Annotated in this window: 16 protein-coding genes; 8 read left to right on the top strand and 8 right to left on the bottom strand. The window is 57.2% G+C overall.

Annotation, left to right across the window (positions count from 1 at the left end; translation table 11 throughout):
* Positions 1-98: 98 nt before the first annotated feature.
* Complete coding sequence (murJ, locus tag ACJ8J4_RS05165) at positions 99-1,634, top strand: murein biosynthesis integral membrane protein MurJ (protein WP_043143599.1); 1,536 nt, start codon at positions 99-101, stop codon at positions 1,632-1,634.
* Between the two features lie 61 nt (positions 1,635-1,695).
* On the opposite strand, the gene argS is transcribed toward murJ, so the two are convergent.
* Complete coding sequence (gene argS, locus ACJ8J4_RS05160; RefSeq protein ID WP_025303138.1) at positions 1,696-3,426, bottom strand: arginine--tRNA ligase; 1,731 nt, start codon at positions 3,424-3,426, stop codon at positions 1,696-1,698.
* Positions 3,427-4,255: 829 nt separating this feature from the next.
* Between argS and ACJ8J4_RS05155 the strand changes: the two genes are divergently transcribed.
* A complete protein-coding gene (locus ACJ8J4_RS05155; RefSeq protein ID WP_025303137.1) occupies positions 4,256-4,822 on the top strand; it encodes a VOC family protein in 567 nt (188 codons plus the stop codon).
* On the opposite strand, the gene ACJ8J4_RS05150 is transcribed toward ACJ8J4_RS05155, so the two are convergent.
* Positions 4,819-5,967, bottom strand: coding sequence for a MalY/PatB family protein (locus ACJ8J4_RS05150; protein WP_089195964.1), 1,149 nt, complete (start codon positions 5,965-5,967; stop codon positions 4,819-4,821). The two genes, ACJ8J4_RS05155 and ACJ8J4_RS05150, sit on opposite strands and share 4 nt — an antisense overlap.
* A 101-nt stretch (positions 5,968-6,068) precedes the next feature.
* Here ACJ8J4_RS05150 and cutC point away from each other — a divergent pair, with 101 nt between their 5' ends.
* A complete protein-coding gene (cutC, locus tag ACJ8J4_RS05145; RefSeq protein WP_043143046.1) occupies positions 6,069-6,827 on the top strand; it encodes a copper homeostasis protein CutC in 759 nt (252 codons plus the stop codon).
* Positions 6,828-6,958: 131 nt separating this feature from the next.
* On the opposite strand, the gene ACJ8J4_RS05140 is transcribed toward cutC, so the two are convergent.
* Positions 6,959-8,779 carry a hypothetical protein gene (locus ACJ8J4_RS05140; protein WP_060447816.1) on the bottom strand — a complete coding sequence of 607 codons (1,821 nt, stop codon included), beginning with the start codon at positions 8,777-8,779 and terminating at the stop codon, positions 6,959-6,961.
* 437 nt (positions 8,780-9,216) lie between these two features.
* Between ACJ8J4_RS05140 and ACJ8J4_RS05135 the strand changes: the two genes are divergently transcribed.
* The gene (locus ACJ8J4_RS05135) at positions 9,217-9,621 is read left to right on the top strand and encodes a hypothetical protein (protein ID WP_025303133.1); all 405 of its coding nucleotides are present in this window, start codon (positions 9,217-9,219) and stop codon (positions 9,619-9,621) included.
* Positions 9,618-11,579: an FKBP-type peptidyl-prolyl cis-trans isomerase N-terminal domain-containing protein gene (locus ACJ8J4_RS05130; RefSeq protein WP_197836177.1), complete on the top strand. Its 1,962-nt coding sequence runs from the start codon at positions 9,618-9,620 to the stop codon at positions 11,577-11,579. Before ACJ8J4_RS05135 ends, ACJ8J4_RS05130 begins: the two co-directional genes overlap by 4 nt.
* A gap of 36 nt (positions 11,580-11,615) precedes the next feature.
* On the opposite strand, the gene cmoB is transcribed toward ACJ8J4_RS05130, so the two are convergent.
* The 5 genes from cmoB to ACJ8J4_RS05105 all read right to left on the bottom strand — a co-directional run bounded on the left by cmoB (position 11,616) and on the right by ACJ8J4_RS05105 (position 15,375).
* Positions 11,616-12,587: a tRNA 5-methoxyuridine(34)/uridine 5-oxyacetic acid(34) synthase CmoB gene (cmoB, locus tag ACJ8J4_RS05125; RefSeq protein ID WP_025303131.1), complete on the bottom strand. Its 972-nt coding sequence runs from the start codon at positions 12,585-12,587 to the stop codon at positions 11,616-11,618.
* Complete coding sequence (gene cmoA / locus ACJ8J4_RS05120; RefSeq protein ID WP_089180997.1) at positions 12,584-13,327, bottom strand: carboxy-S-adenosyl-L-methionine synthase CmoA; 744 nt, start codon at positions 13,325-13,327, stop codon at positions 12,584-12,586. The genes cmoB and cmoA overlap by 4 nt, the downstream gene beginning before the upstream one ends.
* 102 nt (positions 13,328-13,429) lie before the next feature.
* On the bottom strand, positions 13,430-13,825 hold the full coding sequence (locus ACJ8J4_RS05115) for an MAPEG family protein (RefSeq protein ID WP_004932387.1): 396 nt from the start codon (positions 13,823-13,825) through the stop codon (positions 13,430-13,432).
* Positions 13,826-13,927: 102 nt separating this feature from the next.
* The gene (locus ACJ8J4_RS05110) at positions 13,928-14,743 is read right to left on the bottom strand and encodes a DUF72 domain-containing protein (RefSeq protein ID WP_089180536.1); all 816 of its coding nucleotides are present in this window, start codon (positions 14,741-14,743) and stop codon (positions 13,928-13,930) included.
* A 53-nt stretch (positions 14,744-14,796) separates the two neighbouring features.
* Positions 14,797-15,375, bottom strand: coding sequence for a hydrolase (locus ACJ8J4_RS05105; protein WP_089181680.1), 579 nt, complete (start codon positions 15,373-15,375; stop codon positions 14,797-14,799).
* 215 nt (positions 15,376-15,590) lie between these two features.
* Here ACJ8J4_RS05105 and ACJ8J4_RS05100 point away from each other — a divergent pair, with 215 nt between their 5' ends.
* The 3 genes from ACJ8J4_RS05100 (at position 15,591) to nudB (ending at position 18,126) form a co-directional block, all read left to right on the top strand.
* Positions 15,591-15,821 carry an FmdB family zinc ribbon protein gene (locus tag ACJ8J4_RS05100; protein WP_320204121.1) on the top strand — a complete coding sequence of 77 codons (231 nt, stop codon included), beginning with the start codon at positions 15,591-15,593 and terminating at the stop codon, positions 15,819-15,821.
* A gap of 74 nt (positions 15,822-15,895) precedes the next feature.
* On the top strand, positions 15,896-17,680 hold the full coding sequence (gene aspS / locus ACJ8J4_RS05095; RefSeq protein ID WP_025303127.1) for an aspartate--tRNA ligase: 1,785 nt from the start codon (positions 15,896-15,898) through the stop codon (positions 17,678-17,680).
* The gene (gene nudB, locus ACJ8J4_RS05090; protein WP_004932373.1) at positions 17,680-18,126 is read left to right on the top strand and encodes a dihydroneopterin triphosphate diphosphatase; all 447 of its coding nucleotides are present in this window, start codon (positions 17,680-17,682) and stop codon (positions 18,124-18,126) included. The genes aspS and nudB overlap by 1 nt, the downstream gene beginning before the upstream one ends.
* The last annotated feature ends 9 nt before the right edge of the window (positions 18,127-18,135 follow it).

The raw sequence follows: 18,135 nt of genomic DNA, 5'->3' as shown, positions 1-18,135 counted from the left end.
GGTAGCTATTCTTTTCCGGATGCGTAAACTGAGCCGATTGTTTCACTGACGCCTGCTGTTGCAGGCGTTGATATTTACGGTACCTATCAGACAACCACATGAACCTACTCAAATCCTTGGCTGCCGTCAGCTCGATGACGATGTTTTCGCGGGTGTTGGGCTTTGCCCGCGATGCGATCGTCGCGCGCGTGTTCGGGGCCGGCATGGCAACGGACGCCTTCTTCGTGGCGTTCAAACTCCCTAATCTGCTGCGCCGTATCTTTGCCGAAGGCGCGTTTTCGCAGGCCTTCGTGCCGATCCTGGCCGAATACAAGAGCCAGCAGGGTGAAGAAGCGACGCGCACCTTTATCGCCTATGTCTCCGGGCTGTTGACGCTGGTGCTGGCGGTGGTGACGGTGTTGGGGATGCTGGCCGCGCCCTGGGTGATCTACATTACTGCGCCGGGCTTTACCGACACGCCCGACAAATTTGCGTTGACCTCGGCGCTGCTGCGCATTACGTTCCCCTACATTTTGTTGATCTCACTGGCGTCGCTGGTGGGGGCTATTCTCAATACCTGGAACCGCTTCTCGATCCCGGCCTTTGCCCCCACGTTGCTTAACGTCAGCATGATCGGCTTCGCGCTGTTCGCCGCCCCGTATTTCCACCCGCCGGTGCTGGCGCTGGCCTGGGCGGTGGTGGTGGGCGGCGTGCTGCAGCTGGGTTATCAGCTGCCGCACCTGCGCAAGATCGGCATGCTGGTATTGCCGCGCCTCAAACTGGGTGATGCCGGGGTCTGGCGCGTGATGCGCCAGATGGGGCCGGCGATCCTCGGGGTGTCGGTCAGCCAAATCTCGCTGATCATCAACACCATTTTCGCTTCGTTCCTGGTGTCCGGCTCGGTGTCCTGGATGTACTACGCTGACCGCCTGATGGAGTTTCCGTCCGGCGTGTTGGGCGTGGCGTTGGGCACCATCCTGCTGCCGTCGCTGGCCAAAAGCTTCTCAAGCGGCAACCACGACGAGTATTCGCGCCTGATGGATTGGGGGCTGCGCCTGTGCTTCCTGCTGGCGTTGCCGAGCGCCATCGCGCTGGGTATTTTGGCCAAGCCGTTGACCGTCTCGTTATTCCAGTACGGCAAGTTCAGCGCCTTTGACGCAGCGATGACGCAACGCGCGTTGGTGGCGTACTCGGTAGGGCTGATGGGGCTGATCGTGGTTAAAGTGTTGGCGCCAGGCTTCTATTCGCGGCAGGACATTAAAACGCCGGTCAAGATCGCCATCATCACGCTCATCATGACACAGGTGATGAACCTGGCGTTTATTGGTCCGCTGAAGCATGCCGGTCTGGCGCTGTCGATCGGTTTGGCGGCCTGCCTGAACGCCACGTTGTTGTATTGGCAGCTGCGCAAGCAGAAGATCTTCCAGCCACAGCCGGGTTGGGCACTGTTCCTCACCAAGCTGGTGATCGCCGTGCTGGTGATGTCGGCGGTGCTGATTGGTGTGATGTGGCTGATGCCGGCCTGGGATCAGGGCAATATGCTGGAGCGTTTGCTGCGCTTGGCGGCGGTGGTCGTGGCCGGCGTGGTGGCCTACTTCGGCGTGCTGGCCGGGTTGGGTTTCCGCCCGCGTGATTTTGCGCGCCGCGTCGCCTGAGTCGAATGCAAGAATAAAAAAGGTCGCCTTGGCGACCTTTTTGCTTTCCGCGCAGTGCGGTTTACATACGTTCGACGGTTTCGATGCCGAGCGTATCCAGACCCGTTTTCAGCGTTTTAGAGGTCAGCAGCGCCAGCTTCAGGCGGCTCTGACGCGCTTCTTCGCTGTCGGCGTTGAGGATCTGGCAGTGCTCGTAGAAACCGGAGAACAAGCCCGCCAGATCGTACAGATAGCTGCACATGACGTGCGGCGTGCCTTCACGTGCAACGGTAGTGAGCACCTCTTCGAACTGCAGCAGGCGAGTGGCCAGTGCAATTTCACGCTCTTCGGTCAGTGTCAGCGGCAGCGTCAGGCTGCTTTCGTCGATCCCGGCGCGTTTGAATACCGATGCCACGCGGGTATAGGCGTATTGCATATAAGGCGCGGTATTGCCTTCGAAGGCCAGCATGTTATCCCAGTCGAAAACATAGTCGGTGGTGCGACTTTTCGACAGATCGGCGTATTTCACCGCGCCGATGCCGACCACGCGGGCCACGGTTTTCATTTCCTCTTCCGGCATGTCCGGGTTTTTGCCGGCGATCAGCTGTTCGGCGCGTTCGATGGCCTCATCCAGCAGATCGGAGAGCTTCACGGTGCCGCCTGAGCGGGTTTTGAACGGCTTGCCGTCTTTGCCCAGCATCATGCCGAACATGTGGTGTTCCAGCGAGACGGACTCAGGCACGTAACCGGCTTTGCGCACGATGGTCCAGGCCTGCATCAGGTGCTGATGCTGGCGGGAGTCGATGTAATACAGCACGCGGTTGGCGCCCAGGGTCTCGTAGCGATATTTGGCGCAGGCGATATCGGTGGTGGTGTAGAGGTAGCCGCCATCCTTTTTCTGGATGATGACGCCCATCGGGTCGCCGTCCTTGTTCTTGTATTCGTCGAGGAACACCACGGTGGCGCCTTCGCTTTCCACCGCCAGCCCTTTGGCTTTCAGATCGGCGACGATGCCCGGCAGCATCGCGTTATACAGGCTTTCGCCCATCACGTCGTCTTCGGTCAGCGTGACGTTCAGGCGGTTATAGGTCAGCTGGTTTTGCGCCATGGTGATGTCGACCAGCTTGCGCCACATTTTCAGGCAGTACTGATCGCCGCCCTGTAGCTTCACGACGTAAGCGCGCGCGCGCTCGGCGAACTCGGCGTCTTCGTCGTAATGTTTCTTGGCTTCGCGGTAAAACTGCTCGAGATCGGACAGGCCCATATCGCTGGCGTTTTCATTCTGCATTTTTTCCAGGTAGGCAATCAGCATGCCGAACTGGGTGCCCCAGTCGCCGACGTGGTTGGCGCGGATCACTTTGTGGCCCAGAAACTCCTGGGTACGTGCCGCGGCGTCGCCGATGATGGTGGAGCGCAGATGGCCGACGTGCATCTCTTTCGCCACGTTCGGCGCAGAGTAGTCGATAACGATGGTTTGCGGTTCAACCGGGGCAATGCCCAGCTTCGGTGCATTCAGCACCTGGTCGGCCTGGCGGGCGACCCAGTCGCTGTTCAGGAAAATGTTGATAAAGCCGGGACCGGCGATTTCCACTTTACTGGCGACATCGCCGAGATCCAGCAGTTGCACCACTTTTTCCGCCAGCTGACGGGGCGGCATGCCCAGCTTTTTGGCGACTGACATCACACCGTTGGCCTGGTAATCACCAAACTGCGCCTTGGCGGAAGGGCGGACCTGCGCTTCGCAATCGGCTGGCGCACCAGCGGCGATCAGCGCCTGGCTGACTTTATCTGAAAGAAGAACCTGAATATTCACCGGGTTACCTTAATGACGAACGAGGAGCTGAAGCCAGCCCCTGCGGAATTCAACGGTGGCGGGCGCGACGGGCGACCTCCACAAAACAGCCTGCCATTGTAACCGATCTGACGGAGCCCGTCAGCAGTTGGCGCGGCCGCTGCGATGAAACAGTTGCCGGGTGCGGCGCGTAGAATGCCTGAAGGTGAAAAGCAGAATGACCTGACCAGAATGTACGGAGGGGAAAGTTATGAGGCTAACGCTTTTTATTGTGACGCCTGGCATCCAGCGTGTTGGTACTGCGTGATTTAAAATGACGGTAGATGGCGTATACGGCGATAATTATCAACACCAAGGATATCGTCAGCAATAACATAATGGTCATCTCGAATTTAAATTTTCTCCAAAGTAGCTGAGTTGCGTTGGTGAATCAATTACCTAGATTAAAATTAAGATAATCCTTAGTTTTTTATTAATTATTGAATTTTATTGTCTTTGTTTACAATGGGTTAATTGTTGTTTTTTTGTGAATTTGATAAGTGGCTAAAGTGTGATTAAATGAAGCGATTCAATCGGTTTAACCCGCGAATCACGAATGGTTTTGTGAAAAATAACTTAAATCATAACGTCATGATGAAGGGTTATAATGGCTTGCGAAAATTCTTAATTTTTATTTTTCTGTTGACTTAATAAGCTGCCTTCTTAATAAAAAGTTGGTTTTTTGCTCTCTCCGCACGCAACCGAAAATCATTCTGAATGACTGCTGAAAACCCTCTCAACGCTGGCGAGCGCTGTCGCCACCGTGTAAATTACGGCGTTTAACTTTGTGCTCCGTTGTTTTGAGGTTCCTATGACCACTCCCTTGCAGGCCATTGCCGAGCTTGACGATCTGAAGCTCGACCTGCCGCGTTTCGAGCAGGCGTTGCAACAATTTGCCGCCAGATTGCGGCTTGATCTGTCTGCCTTTATCGCCGATCACATCTCCCTGCGTTGTCACCAGAACGCTACCGCCGAACGCTGGCGCCAGGGATTGATGCAGTGTGGGACACTGCTGTCCGAATCGATGATCAACGGGCGGCCTATCTGTTTGTTTGATTTACAGCAGCCGCTGGCCGTGGGGCCGTGGCGCATAGATTGCGTTGAGCTGCCGTACCCCGGGGAGAAACGCTATCCGCATGAAGGGTGGGAACATGTCGAATTGGTGCTCAGCGGCGATCCGCAGACGCTGCATGCACGGGCGTTGAGTCACCTTGCTGATGAAGCGTTGTTGGCGCCGGGGATCAAGCTGAAGCAAAGTTCGCCAAAAGGCGAAGGCGAACGGCTGCCGAACCCGACGCTGGCCATCACCGATGGAACGGTTACGATCAAGTTTCATCCTTATTCCATTAGAGACATCGTCGCCAGCGAACAAGGCTAGCCAGCCAGTGCCGCACAGGCTTGCGCCATGCGATCGAGCGCTTCATTGAGCAGGGCCCGCCGGCAACCGAAGTTCAGCCGTACAAAGCGCCGATCGCCGAAATCCAAACCGGCGCTTAACCCAACGCCTGCGCGCTCGAAGAACTGATGCGGGTTATCCACCGGCAAAGCGCTGCAGTCGATCCAGGCCAAATAGGTGGCTTCGATCGGTAACAACGTCAATCCCGGCATAGCGTTGATGCGCTCTGTCAACCGATCGCGATTGGCGCGCAGATAAATTAACTGCTCATCCAGCCAGGGTTGCCCGTATTGATAGGCCGCCTGGGCGGCGACCAGCGCCAGCAGATTAACCTCCGGGACAATGCCGCTGCGTGCGCGTTTCAGCTTTTGTCTCAACGCTTCGTTGGGGACGATCGCCATCGAGGCGCCGAGCCCGGCGAGATTGAATGTCTTAGACGGTGACATCAGCGTCACGCTGCGTTGGGCCGCATCTTCATTCAGGGTGGCGAAAGGGATGTGTCGCACGCCGGGTTCAAGTAGCAGCTCGCAGTGGATTTCATCGGAGCAGACGATTAAATCGTGCTCGCGAGCGAACTGATGGTGCTGCAACAGTTCATCCCGGCGATAAACGGTGCCTCCGGGATTTTGCGGGTTGCACAGCAGCAGGAGCTTCTCATTGCCGCTGAGCCGATCATGCATCGCGGAAAAATCCAGCACCCAACGTTGGCCTGCCGCCGTTAGCGGCACCGAGAGGTGTTTACGCCCCGCGAATTTGGCCGCTTTGCGAAACGGCGGATAAATGGGGGAGGGAGCCAGCGTGCTCTGATGTTCTTCGGTGCAGGCGCGCACGCACAGGTTCAGGCCACACACCAACCCAGGCAGGAAAATGATCCATTCAGGCTTGATGTGCCAGCCGTAGCGCTCTACCATGCGGCGGATAAAAACCTCAAGAAGATCAGGGGATGGGTGGGTGTAGCCGAATACGCCGTGCGCTACGCGCCGCTGCAAGGCTTCTATCACCGCCGGCGGCGAGGCGAAATCGCTGTCGGCGACCCAAAGCGGGAGGATGTCGCGGCCGCGATATTTATCCCACTTAACGCTGTCACTGTGACTGCGGTCTACCCATTGATCAAAATTGAATGCCATAGTTACAACCCTGAACCGGTTTATGCCTATGCATGAGCCTACGTGAGAAATGAAGAAATGAACAATTGCCGCCGTATGTTGGCCGTTATCTGGGGGTGACAATGATAAAACTGGAAGTTTGTTGCTTTAGCGTCGACTGTGCGCTGACGGCCGAACGGGCGGGCGCCGATCGCATCGAGTTGTGCGCCAGCCAGAGCGAAGGGGGATTGACGCCGAGCTATGGCACGCTGCGTCTGGCGCGCGAGCGGGTTGCGATCCCGGTGCATCCGATCGTTCGCCCTCGCGGTGGCGATTTTTGCTACGGCGCGGTGGATTTCGAGGTGATCAAGCAAGATATCCGCCACATCCGCGAGATGGGATTCCCCGGCGTAGTGGTAGGCATGTTGGACGAAGAAGGGCACATCGATCTGCCGCGCATGCGCGAAGTGATGAGGCTGTGCGAGGGGATGGCGGTGACGTTCCACCGCGCGTTCGACATGTGCCAGAATCCGATGGTGGCGCTGGAGCAACTGACTGAGCTGGGCGTGGCGCGCATTCTGACCTCCGGCCAACAGCAGAGCGCCGAACTTGGCCTGCCGTTGCTGCGTGATTTGCGTCAGGCCAGCCAGGGCCCGGTGATCATGGCGGGTGCCGGTGTGCGCCTCAGCAATCTGCACAAGTTCGTCGATATCGGCCTGCATGAACTGCACAGCTCTTCCGGCCATCTAGCGCCGTCGACCATGCGTTATCGCAAGGCGGGTGTCACCATGTGCTCCGATAACGAGTTTGACGAATTTAGCCATTATTGCGTGGATGGCGAAATGGTGGAGGCGATGAAAAACGCGCTGGCCTTGGTTGATCCCCTGGCGCAAAGCGCATAAACACGCAGCTAACCGCGTTTGATAACCGGTTTCCGGGCCGTAAGACCCCTTTGCGTGTCACCGAGCCCTCGGCGATCACGCAAGTACCAGGCCCCGGCGTTTTGCCGGGGCTTTTTTTATTTTGCGGATGATTAGTGCTGTGCATCGGGCGAGAAGTTGAAGACTTCGCCCGGAGTAATGCCGCAGTTTAAAACGCGCACCGCATTATTGCCACTTCCGGGATTGACCAGGATATCGTGGATAGTGCGATTGTTGTTCATGACAAAACGCGCGTAGTAGAGGTTGCCGATGCGTATCCAGGGAATAGCTTCATTGCTCTCGACAGTGTCGGTATAATTATCGTTGTACGAGCGGGCCCAAATGCCAGTCGAAGCTTGCGCGGTAGATTGATCGCCGATAGAGGATGCGATGGCCCAGAATGTTCTCAATCCCATGCTCCGATGAATACGTTGACCCAAACCTTTATAAGCCGGGTTGTCTCCATTGGCGGTCAGGATATTGCTATCCGCCGTCAGATTCCCGTCAATAAACCAGCCAACAGGCTGTTTGTCAGCACCGATGGCGATCATGTTGCTGTTCGTCAAACAATTTAGCGGAGCCGCATGTAGCTGATAGCTGCGTTGCGCAATGCTCAGTGTGCCTCTAAGAATGTTGTAACCCGCTTCATTGTTCAGACTGCCGTTCGTCCACATTGGCATGACGGTGTTGCTGAATGAAAGTTGATACCCGCCGTTTGCTTCGAAGCGAATGGCCTGAGGGGAGAGTGAACCCTTCGGTCCATTAGCGGTAGCGAAGTTAACATTGCTGATTTGCACTGGGGTGATATTTGATTGGCCAGTAGACTTTCTTAATACCAGGAACCCTCCAACGGTATCACCATAGTCATTAATATAAGAACCGTTGGCGATTTGAATATTGGCGGAGGAATCCGAGTCGATATCAATTCCGGTACCATTTCTGTCTGCCATGAAATTGCTCAGGCTAAGGCCGCCTAAATAGGAGGTTCCTTGTGTTGTAGTTTTGATAAAGATCTTTTTGCCATAAGAGAACACATTCACCATAAATGTATTGTCGTGGCGATCGAGATTGAAAGCACAAGAACCGGCTACGGCGATAGAGGCAGTCACCGCGTTTTCTGTCGGGCGCACGACGTTGGCATTGACGTGAACATTGGTAAATCTGTTGATGTCCCTGCTTTCATAAACCCTGTAGTCGCAGCGTACTGCCCAACCGTAGATATTCTCAAAGCTGTTGGCTTCTCCACGAGCTTCAACAAAATCATAGGCGCCTACATAACGGCAGTTGGCGACTGACAGAGCGCCGGTTGCGGTAATGGTGGCTCCGTATGGAACAAACGCCTCCGGCTGGGTGGCAGTATATTTCTGATCTGGATAGAGGAACGACCAACCATCAAAGACAACGTTCTTATCGCAGGCGAAACAAACCGTACCTGCCGGCTTTTTGATGATGAAAGCACTATCGTCAGCAAGGCCTGCCCGATTAGGGCCATTGTTTGTAAGACTTGCAGGGCCTTGAGCAATACCGCGGCGGGATCCTCTGACTGTGACGCCATTTGCGACGTTGATAGGTTGAGTGCTGGTCAGCAGATATTGAGCATTTTCCGAAGCATAGACCACTTTGTTTTTTAAACTCGCGGCATAGTTTAATGTCGCGCTGATTGCTGCGTCAGAGGCGGAAGTGCCACTAGGATCGGCACCGAAGTGATCGAAAGTCAGTTTCTGATCCAGTCGTTTCCAACGCGCTCCTCCCGTTGTAACCACCACGGTACCGTTATTGTCCGCACTGGTTGTATCCGTTTTCGCATAATAGAATTCGCCGCCTCCGGTGAAGTGTCCAGCGGTATGAGAAACTAAAAAGACAATCTGGTCATCTGTAACTGGCGTCAGATTACGCAATTCACTGATGTTATTAACACTAATCATATTGTTCATGAAATTTCTCCTGTTGGTTGGCAACACTATTCTCAATCAGGCTGGACGTTTCAAAAAGTCGATGAGGTTTGCTGGGTGCTGATACAGCGTGAAATTCAGGCCGCGGAAAGTGGAGCATGGATTGGCCTGGTACCTTGTAAAGACGCAGCACCGTTTCAACGCTGTTATTCGGTCGGCGGCCCCATCTCTTCTTGCGCTCGCTATGCCCTGCTGATAAATTTGTGAGTTAAAATCCTTTAAATATCATGATATTAAATGATTTTTTGGTATTTATTTGCGTGGTGAATGATTTGCGCTCTGCCGCTCATTATCGCGTCTGCATTTTATACCTGCTCACCGCCGGTTTTATGGCCGGAACATCACAGCATCAATTGAGGAGAGCCGTCGGCGCAGCCACAGAGCACGCCGACGGCGGACTTTACAAGGAGATAACGATAATGACCCGAACGGCACACTGTTTGACCGCTGCGCTTTTGCTGACGTTGGCCCTGACCGGCTGCCAGACCGCCAAGCGGCCTGTTTCTACATTAAGTAAGCCGCCCAGTGCGGAAGAAGTTGCCGAGCAAGACAAACGGCAGCGTGAAGCTGAGCGCATGCAGCAGTGCCAGCGCGAACTGGATGCCATGCGCGGTATGGATAACGAAAAATACCAAAAATTCAAACGCGAGTTCGATACTTTGATGGGCGGCGCGGCGCAGTATGCCGGGGTACGCCAGCGGGTCAACACGGGCACGCAGGAAACCGTTGACGCCCTGTATCGTTATCGCACCAGCCGTCTGTGCGCAGACATCAGTTCTGCCATGATGACCGGCCTGGCTGAGCGCGGAGAACGCGCCCAATGACTCTCCGTGCGAGAAAGGCGCTACTGAGCCTGATGATAGCGTTGGCGTTTGCGCCGGCGGTGGTCGCTGCGGATGACGACGTGCCGGCGTTATTGCAGTTTGCCGAACGCTATCAGCGGCAAGATGCACCGGCAGCGGATACCGCAGTCACTCAATCCCAGGCCCCACAAAAGTCAGCATCCCGGCCGGTTCAAACGCGTGAGACGGCGGCGCATAAGAAGCAGCTGGCGCAGTGGCAAAAGGCGCTGCGCGAGAAAGAGGCCCGATTGGAGCAACAGCAGGCGGTAATTCAATCACTGCAGCAGGAGCTGACCGCGTTGCGCGTCGCGTCCACCCTGACGGCTGCCGACAAACCGTCACCGGCGCCCGATCTGAGCGCGTTGAGCAACTTCGCCAGCGGCGTGCGGCAGGCGCTGAACCTGACGCCGCAGGAGCGTAAGGCTCAGGCGCAGATCGCCGAAACGCAAGCGGCGTTAGCGCGGCAAAAGCAACAAACCGCGGAGCGCGATCGGCGTATTGCCTTGCTGGAACAACGGCTGGCGGTGCTGCCTGGCCAGGCGGATAACGCCTGGCAGGAGAAATTGGCCGCGGTGCAGACCGCCCACGATAAAGCGCGCCAACGTTATGAGCAGGATAAAAAAGCGGCCGCCGCTGAGCTGGAACAGCAGAAGGCCGAGGCTGCCAGGCTGACGGGCGAACTGCAGCAGCAGCTGGCGAAACTGCAAAAAGAGCAGGTGGATCAACGGCAGCAGGGGGGGCAGCAAGAGCAAAGCCTGAAGACGGCGCTGGCGCAGCAAAAGGCCGAAACCGCCAAGGCTGCGGGTGAACTTCAGCAGCAGCTGGCGCAGGTGCAAAAAGAGAGGGATATCGTACGCCAACAGGCTGAGCAACAAGAGCAAAACCTGAAGACGGCGCTGTCGCAGCAAAAGGCCGAAACCGCCAAGGCGGCGGGTGAACTTCAGCAGCAGCTGGCGCAGGTGCAAAAAGAGAGGGATATCGTACGCCAACAGGCCGAGCGGCAAGAAAAAAGCCTGAAGACGGCGCTGGCGCAGCAAAAGGCGGAAGCCGCCAAGGCTGCGGGTGAACTTCAACAGCAGCTGGCAACGCTGCAGGGAAAAAACAAAACGCAAACCGAGCAGGCTAAGGCGCTGGAACAGCGTCTGGCGGCGCTGACGACGGAAAACGCGCAGACAGTGCAGCTACGGAATAAAGCGGCGCAACAGGCGGATAAAACGGCGACGGAGCTGGCGGCCGCGCAACAGGCACAGCAAGCCTTGCGCGAGGAACTGGATGGGCTGAGATCGCGGGCTAAATGGCTGCCGGAGAGTCAGACGCTCAAGAAAAAGCCGGAGCAACAGAGCTACGCCGCCGGTGTCGCTTTGGGGCGCGATATTCAAACGATGCTGGCGGAACGTAAAAATTGGGGTATCACGCCCGACAAAACCGTGCTGCTGGCGGGCGTGATCGATACCTTCAGCGGCCATTACCAGTTGAGCGATGCGCAGTTGACCAGCGCACTGGCGGAGTCGGAAAAAGCGGTAAATGACGCCAGAAACCAGGCGGCGAAGACGCAGACCAGCAAGGGTGAGGCGTTCGTCGCTGAGTTTAAAAAGAAGAAGGGTACGCAGAAGTCGCCTGCCGGTTTCTGGTATCGCATCGATTATGCGGGTGATGAGGCCATTAAGGAAAACGCGCGGGTGGACATCGTGGTGAAAGAAAGTTTAACCGACGGTCGCGTGATTCAGGATATGGATCGCAGTGGGAAGGTGATGTCCCAGCCGCTCTCCGCCTATCCGCCGTTGTTCCGCGAGGCGATCGGCCACCTGAAAAATCACGGCTCGCTGACGATGGTGGTGCCGCCGGCGTTGGCGTACGGTGAAACCGGCTATGCGCCGCAGATCCCGCCGAACGCGACGATGGTCTATGAGCTGCGAATTGTCGATGTCAGTAACGGGTGAATTCGGGCCGGCGCAGGCCGGCCCGATTAGCGAGTACTAGGGTTTTTTGGCGGTCAGTACGGCGCGCAGGGGCGCCGGATAGCCTTCGACCGTTTTGCTGCGATCGTTCGGATCGAGGAATTCTGCCAGCGACTCGCTGGTCATCCAGTCGGTGCGGCGCTGCTCCTCGAGGCTAGTGACGCACATATCGGCGATCTTCACGTCGACGAAGCCACACTTCTCTAGCCAGCACTTCAGCGCTTCGGCGGAAGGGATGAAATACACGTTGCGCATCTGCGCATAACGATCGCCCGGCACCAGCACCTGGTGGCGATCGCCTTCCACCACCAGCGTTTCCAGCACCAGTTCACCTTCAGCCACCAGCTGATTTTTCAGCTGATACAGATGATCAAGCGGCGAGCGGCGATGATACAGCACCCCCATCGAGAACACGGTGTCGAACGCCGCCAAATCTGGCAACTGCTCGATGCCGAGCGGCAGCAGGTGGGCGCGCTGATCGCCGCCCAACAGCTTGCGCACCGCTTCGAACTGGCATAGGAACAGCTGCATGGGATCGATGCCTACGGCGAAGTGGGCACCGGCGCCGATCATGCGCCACAGGTGATAACCACTGCCGCAGCCAACGTCGAGAATGGTGCGGCCGGCCAGCGGAGAAATGTGCGGCAGCACGCGATCCCACTTCCAGTCGGAATGCCATTCGGTATCGATATCGATGCCATACAGCGAGAACGGCCCTTTACGCCACGGCATCAGGGTGCGCAGCATTTTCTCGATGCCTTCGAGCTGGCCCGGCGACAGGCCGGGCTCCATTTCGGCGCGCACGCCGTGCAGCAGATCGAGGCGGGTTGGGGTCAGCGTCGGCAAATGTTCTACCGAGTTGAACCATTGTTTGAATTTGCCGTGCAGCGATTCGCGTTGCCAGGCGCTGAGCTGCGCGGGCAGGGTATCCAACCAATGGCTGAGGGGACTCTTGGCAATATGCTGATAGAAATCACCGAACTCGATCATTGCGCCTCTCCCGCTTTCAGGGCGATCAGCGAACCGAAGTTGAAGCACTGGAACCACACTTCGGCATGCTCGAACCCGGCCTGTTGCAGTCGCGCTTTGTGTGCTTCTACCGAGTCGGTGAGCATCACATTTTCCAGCATGCTGCGTTTTTGGCTGATCTCCAGCTCGCTGTACCCGTTAGCGCGTTTGAAATCGTGATGCATGTTGAACAGCAGTTCGCCGACTTCGGCGTCTTCAAAGCTGAATTTCTCCGACAGCACCAGTGCGCCGCCTGGGCGCAGGCCGCGATAGATTTTCTCCAGCAGACGCAGGCGATCGGCCGGCTCGAGGAACTGCAGCGTAAAGTTCAGCACCACCATCGAGGCGTTTTCGATGTCGATGTCGCGAATGTCGGCTTCGATGACGTCGACCGGCGTGTCGGCGCGGAAGGCGTCGATATGGCGGCGGCAACGTTCCACCATCGCCGGCGAATTGTCGACGGCGATGATAGTGCAGCCTGGCACCTTGATATTCCGCCGCATCGACAGCGTCGCCGCGCCCAGCGAGCAGCCCAAGTCATACACCCGGCTGTCGGGTTGCACAAAGCGTTCGGCTAGCATGCCGATCATCGAGATGATGTTGGAATAGCCGGGAACGGAGCGTTGGATCATGTCGGGAAACACTTCGGCGACGCGTTCGTCGAAGGTCCAGTCGCCCAGTTTGGCGATGGGGGCGGAGAAAAGGGTATCGCGGTTTGGCATAGCGGCAAATCAGTTCAGAATTCGAAGCTGCGTAGTCTAACAGAAAAGCGTAAAAAAGCGGAGCGGAAGCAGGCGGCGCGGCCGCCTGATGATAAAACGGGATCAATGCAGGCTGAAAATTAGATCCCAGGGCAGATAGAAGATATTTGCCAGAACCATCAACAACAAAGAGATATAGGTCGCGGCCATGCCTGAACGACGCCAGCGAACCTCGCGGTTGCGCAAACCGTAGTAATGCACCAGTCGCCCGGCCATCAGCATCAGGCCGCAAAGGTGAATCATCCAGATTTCCGCGCCGTTCATCTCCATGATCACCAGCAATACGGCAGCGATAGGAATGTATTCAACGGCGTTGCCATGCACGCGGATGGCGGTCTGCAATTCGTAAAAACCGCCGTCGCCGTAGGCTACGCGGTACTGCATCCTTAATCTGACTACGTCATAAGAGAGTTTGATCAACAACAATGCGCCGAGCACTACATAAAGCGCGCTTACCATTTTTAACTCCGTTCCCTAACCAAAACTGGCAGCCAGCATCATAGCCGTCATTGTATTCACTGTCGCGGGGAAATATTTGATGTTATTGGTCAGATTAATAGGTCAAAACAGTGCATCTTGCTCTGGCCAGTCCGGCGGCGCAGGCAAATCGGGGATCGCCCGGCGCAGCTGCTGCCAAATTTTTTGCGCTTGCTGGGGTGAATCGCCGTTGTCCGGCGTATGAATAAACAGATACGGTTGATGTTGTTGCTGCCACAGCGGCAGTTTTTGCTGCCAGGCTTCGAACCAGCGCAGGTTGTCGGCCAATTGGTCGCCGCCGATAAAGCGCACCAGCGGTTGGTCGGCGGTGACCAGAGCGTGCACCGGCAGCTTCGGTTTTTTCTGCTGGGCATCGCGCACGGCGGCGGTATGGGGGGCGGCGTGATGCACCGGGCGGCTGTCGAGGATCACCCGATTGATGCCGCGCTGATGCAGCCCCTGATTCAACGCGCGCTCTTCCTCGCCTTTGGCGAAAAATGCCGGATGACGCACTTCGACGCCGTAGGTGAATTCTTGCGGCAGGCTTTCGAAGAACTGCCACATGCGCGGCAGCTCGTCGGGGCCGAAGGCGGCGGGCAACTGCAGCCACAATTGCCCGATGCGTTGATGCACCGGGCTCAGGCAGTGGTAAAACGCCTGCAGCTCGGCGGCGCAGTTGCGCAGGGCGGCCTTATGGCTGATGTCCGACGGGAATTTGAAGCAGAAGCGAAAATCGTCGCCGGTCATGTCGCGCCAGCGCTGCACGATGTCCAGCTTCGGCAGCGCGTAGAAGGTGGTGTTGCCTTCCACGCAGTTGAAGTAGCGGCTGTAATCCGCCAAGTCACGCAGCCCGATACGATTCCAGGCTGAATGTTGCCACTGGGGCAGTCCGATGTAGATCACGGCGTCGTCTTCCTTTACTTATCCTTGGCTTATCAGGCTACAACTTAACGTTACCGGTCGAGCGCGGCAAGAATTTCGCCGGTGTCGCGCACTCGCGCCAAACGCGGGAAGATGTGTTCGAACGCGAAACGGTGCATTTCCGCGTTCTGCGCGCTGCAGACGTCTTCGGCGATCACCAGCTCATAGCCGTGTTCCCAGGCGGCGCGGGCGGTGGATTCCACGCCGATATTGGTGGAAATACCGCCCAGCACCACAGACTTGATGCCGCGACGGCGCAGCTGCAAATCCAGATCGGTGCCGTAGAAGGCGCCCCATTGGCGCTTGGTGACCAGAATATCGCTGTCGCTGACCGCCAGCGGCGCGGGGAATTCCCACCAATTGGCCGGCAAGCCGCCGGCGGGCGCGGGAGCCGGCTTGTCCACAGGCTGTTTCAGCGCCTCGGCGAAAGTGTCGGACCAGCCGACGCGCACCAGCAGCACCGGCGAGCCCAGCAGACGAAAACGCGCGGCCAGCAAAGCGGCGTTCGCGACCACTTGGTCGGCGCTGTGCGGGCCACCGGCGTAGGGCAGAATGCCGTTTTGCAAATCGATCAGCACCAGAGCGGTGGTTTGGGCGTCAAGTTTCAGCATGGATTTCATCTCGTTGCGAAGTGAATAAAAACTGTTCGGCGCGCCAGGCGAGCAGCGCACGGCGCAAAACCGGGGGAGAATCAGGCTACGTGAAAAAACTGTCGCAGGTTAATGGGAAATTTGTTAACCGATGTGTTGATTCGAACAAAAACGCGCCATTTAGTGCGGTAACAATGCTGTGTTCGCACTTATCGGGCGGATGAATTTCCTTTATAATGACTCCCTTTTTTCAACACTCTTTAATCCAACGACCTATGCCGATTTATGAATATGCATGTGGTGCTTGCAACCATCGGTTAGAGAAATTGCAAAAATTTTCCGATGCGCCGCTGGCAGACTGCCCGGCGTGTGGGCAGCCCGCGTTGACCAAGTTGATCTCGTCCTCCGGTTTCCAGCTTAAGGGTACCGGCTGGTATGCGACGGATTTTAAACCGGGTAACAAGTAGAATTTATCAGATAACAGCCGCGCGACAGGGGCGCAGTAGCCCGGCGCGGCATCGGCTGTGTAAAAGGATAGCGTATGCGTACTGAATATTGCGGACAGTTGAATCTGTCCCACGTGGGCCAGGAAGTCACTCTGTGTGGTTGGGTCAATCGTCGTCGCGATCTCGGCGGCCTGATCTTTATTGATATGCGCGACCGCGAAGGCATCGTGCAGGTGTTCTTCGATCCGGACGAGAAAGTGGCGTTCGACAAGGCCTACGACCTGCGCAATGAGTTCTGCATCCAGATCGTCGGCACCGTGCGTGCGCGTCCGGACAGCCAGATCAATAAAGATATGGCCACCGGCGAAGTGGAAGTGTTCGCCCACGCGCTGGAGATCATCAACCGCTCCGAGCCGCTGCCGCTGGACTCCAACCAGGTCAACAGTGAAGAAGCGCGCCTGAAATACCGCTACCTGGATCTGCGCCGCCCGGAAATGGCTGAGCGTCTGAAGACCCGCGCCAAAATCACCAGCTTCGTACGCCGCTTCATGGACAGCCATGGCTTCCTCGATATCGAAACGCCGATGCTGACCAAGGCGACGCCGGAAGGCGCCCGCGATTACCTGGTGCCGAGCCGCGTGCACAAGGGCAAATTCTACGCGCTGCCGCAGTCTCCGCAGCTGTTCAAACAGCTGCTGATGATGTCCGGCTTCGATCGTTACTATCAGATCGTCAAATGCTTCCGTGACGAAGACCTGCGTGCGGACCGTCAGCCTGAATTCACCCAGATCGACGTCGAAACCTCCTTCATGACCGCCGATCAGGTGCGTGAAGTGATGGAGAAACTGGCGCGCGAGCTGTGGCTGGATGTGAAGGGCGTGGATCTGGGCGATTTCCCGGTCATGACCTTCGCCGAAGCGATGCGTCGCTTTGGCTCCGACAAGCCGGACCTGCGTAACCCGCTGGAGCTGGTGGACGTGGCCGACCTGGTCAAAGACGTCGAGTTTAAAGTGTTCTCCGGCCCGGCTAACGACGCCAAAGGCCGCGTGGCGGCAATCCGCGTACCGGGCGGCGCACAGCTGACACGCAAGCAGATCGACGAGTACGGCGCTTTCGTCAACATCTACGGCGCGAAAGGCCTGGCCTGGCTGAAGGTCAACGACCGCGCCGCAGGCATGGAAGGCGTGCAGAGCCCGATCGCCAAATTCCTCAGCGCGGAAGTGCTGGAAGCTGTCCTGGCGCGCACCAACGCGCAGACCGGCGACATCCTGTTCTTCGGCGCAGACAGTTTCAAGATTGTCACCGACGCGATGGGCGCGCTGCGCCTGAAGCTGGGTCGCGATCTGGGGCTGACCCAACTCGACAGCTGGGCGCCGCTGTGGGTGGTCGACTTCCCGATGTTCGAAGAAGACGAAGAGGGCGGCCTGGCGGCGATGCACCACCCGTTCACCTCGCCGCGCGACATGAGCCCGGAAGAGCTGGCGGCAGCGCCGGTCAACGCTATCGCCAACGCCTATGACATGGTGATCAACGGTTACGAAGTGGGCGGCGGTTCGGTACGTATTCACCGCAGCGAAATGCAGCAGACGGTATTCAGCATTCTGGGCATTAACGAACATGAACAGCGCGAGAAGTTCGGCTTCCTGCTGGACGCGCTGAAGTACGGTACGCCGCCGCACGCCGGCCTGGCCTTCGGCCTGGATCGTCTGGTGATGCTGCTGACCGGCACCGACAACATCCGCGACGTGATCGCCTTCCCGAAAACCACCGCGGCGGCCTGTCTGATGACCGACGCACCGAGCTTCGCCAACCCGGCGTCGCTGCAGGAGCTGGCGATCAGCGTGGTAAAGAAAGCCGGTGCGGAACAAGAGAGCGAGTGATGAGTTATAAGCGCCCTGAATCTATCCTGGTAGTGATTTACGCGAAATCCAGTGGTCGGGTGCTGATGTTACAGCGGCGCGACGATACCGAGTTCTGGCAGTCGGTCACCGGCAGCCTGGAACAGGATGAGTCACCGCCGCATGCCGCGCGGCGTGAAGTCATGGAAGAAGTCGGCATCGATATCGAAGCAGAGCACCTGCCGTTGTTCGATTGCCAACGCTGCGTGGAGTTTGAACTCTTTGTCCATTTGCGACATCGCTATGCGCCGGGAACCACGCGCAATAAAGAGCACTGGTTCTGTCTGGCGTTGCCCGAGGAGCGCGATCCGGTGATTACCGAGCACCACGCTTACCAATGGCTTGAGGCGGCCGAAGCCGTGAAGTTGACCAAGTCATGGAGCAATCAGCAGGCGATTGAAGAGTTCGTGATCAATTCAGTCCAGTAGTTTTTTTCG

Source organism: Serratia sp. CY47280, assembly GCF_052168655.1.
In the GTDB taxonomy this organism is placed as follows: domain Bacteria; phylum Pseudomonadota; class Gammaproteobacteria; order Enterobacterales; family Enterobacteriaceae; genus Serratia; species Serratia bockelmannii.
This window is presented reverse-complemented; position numbering and strand designations above follow the sequence as displayed.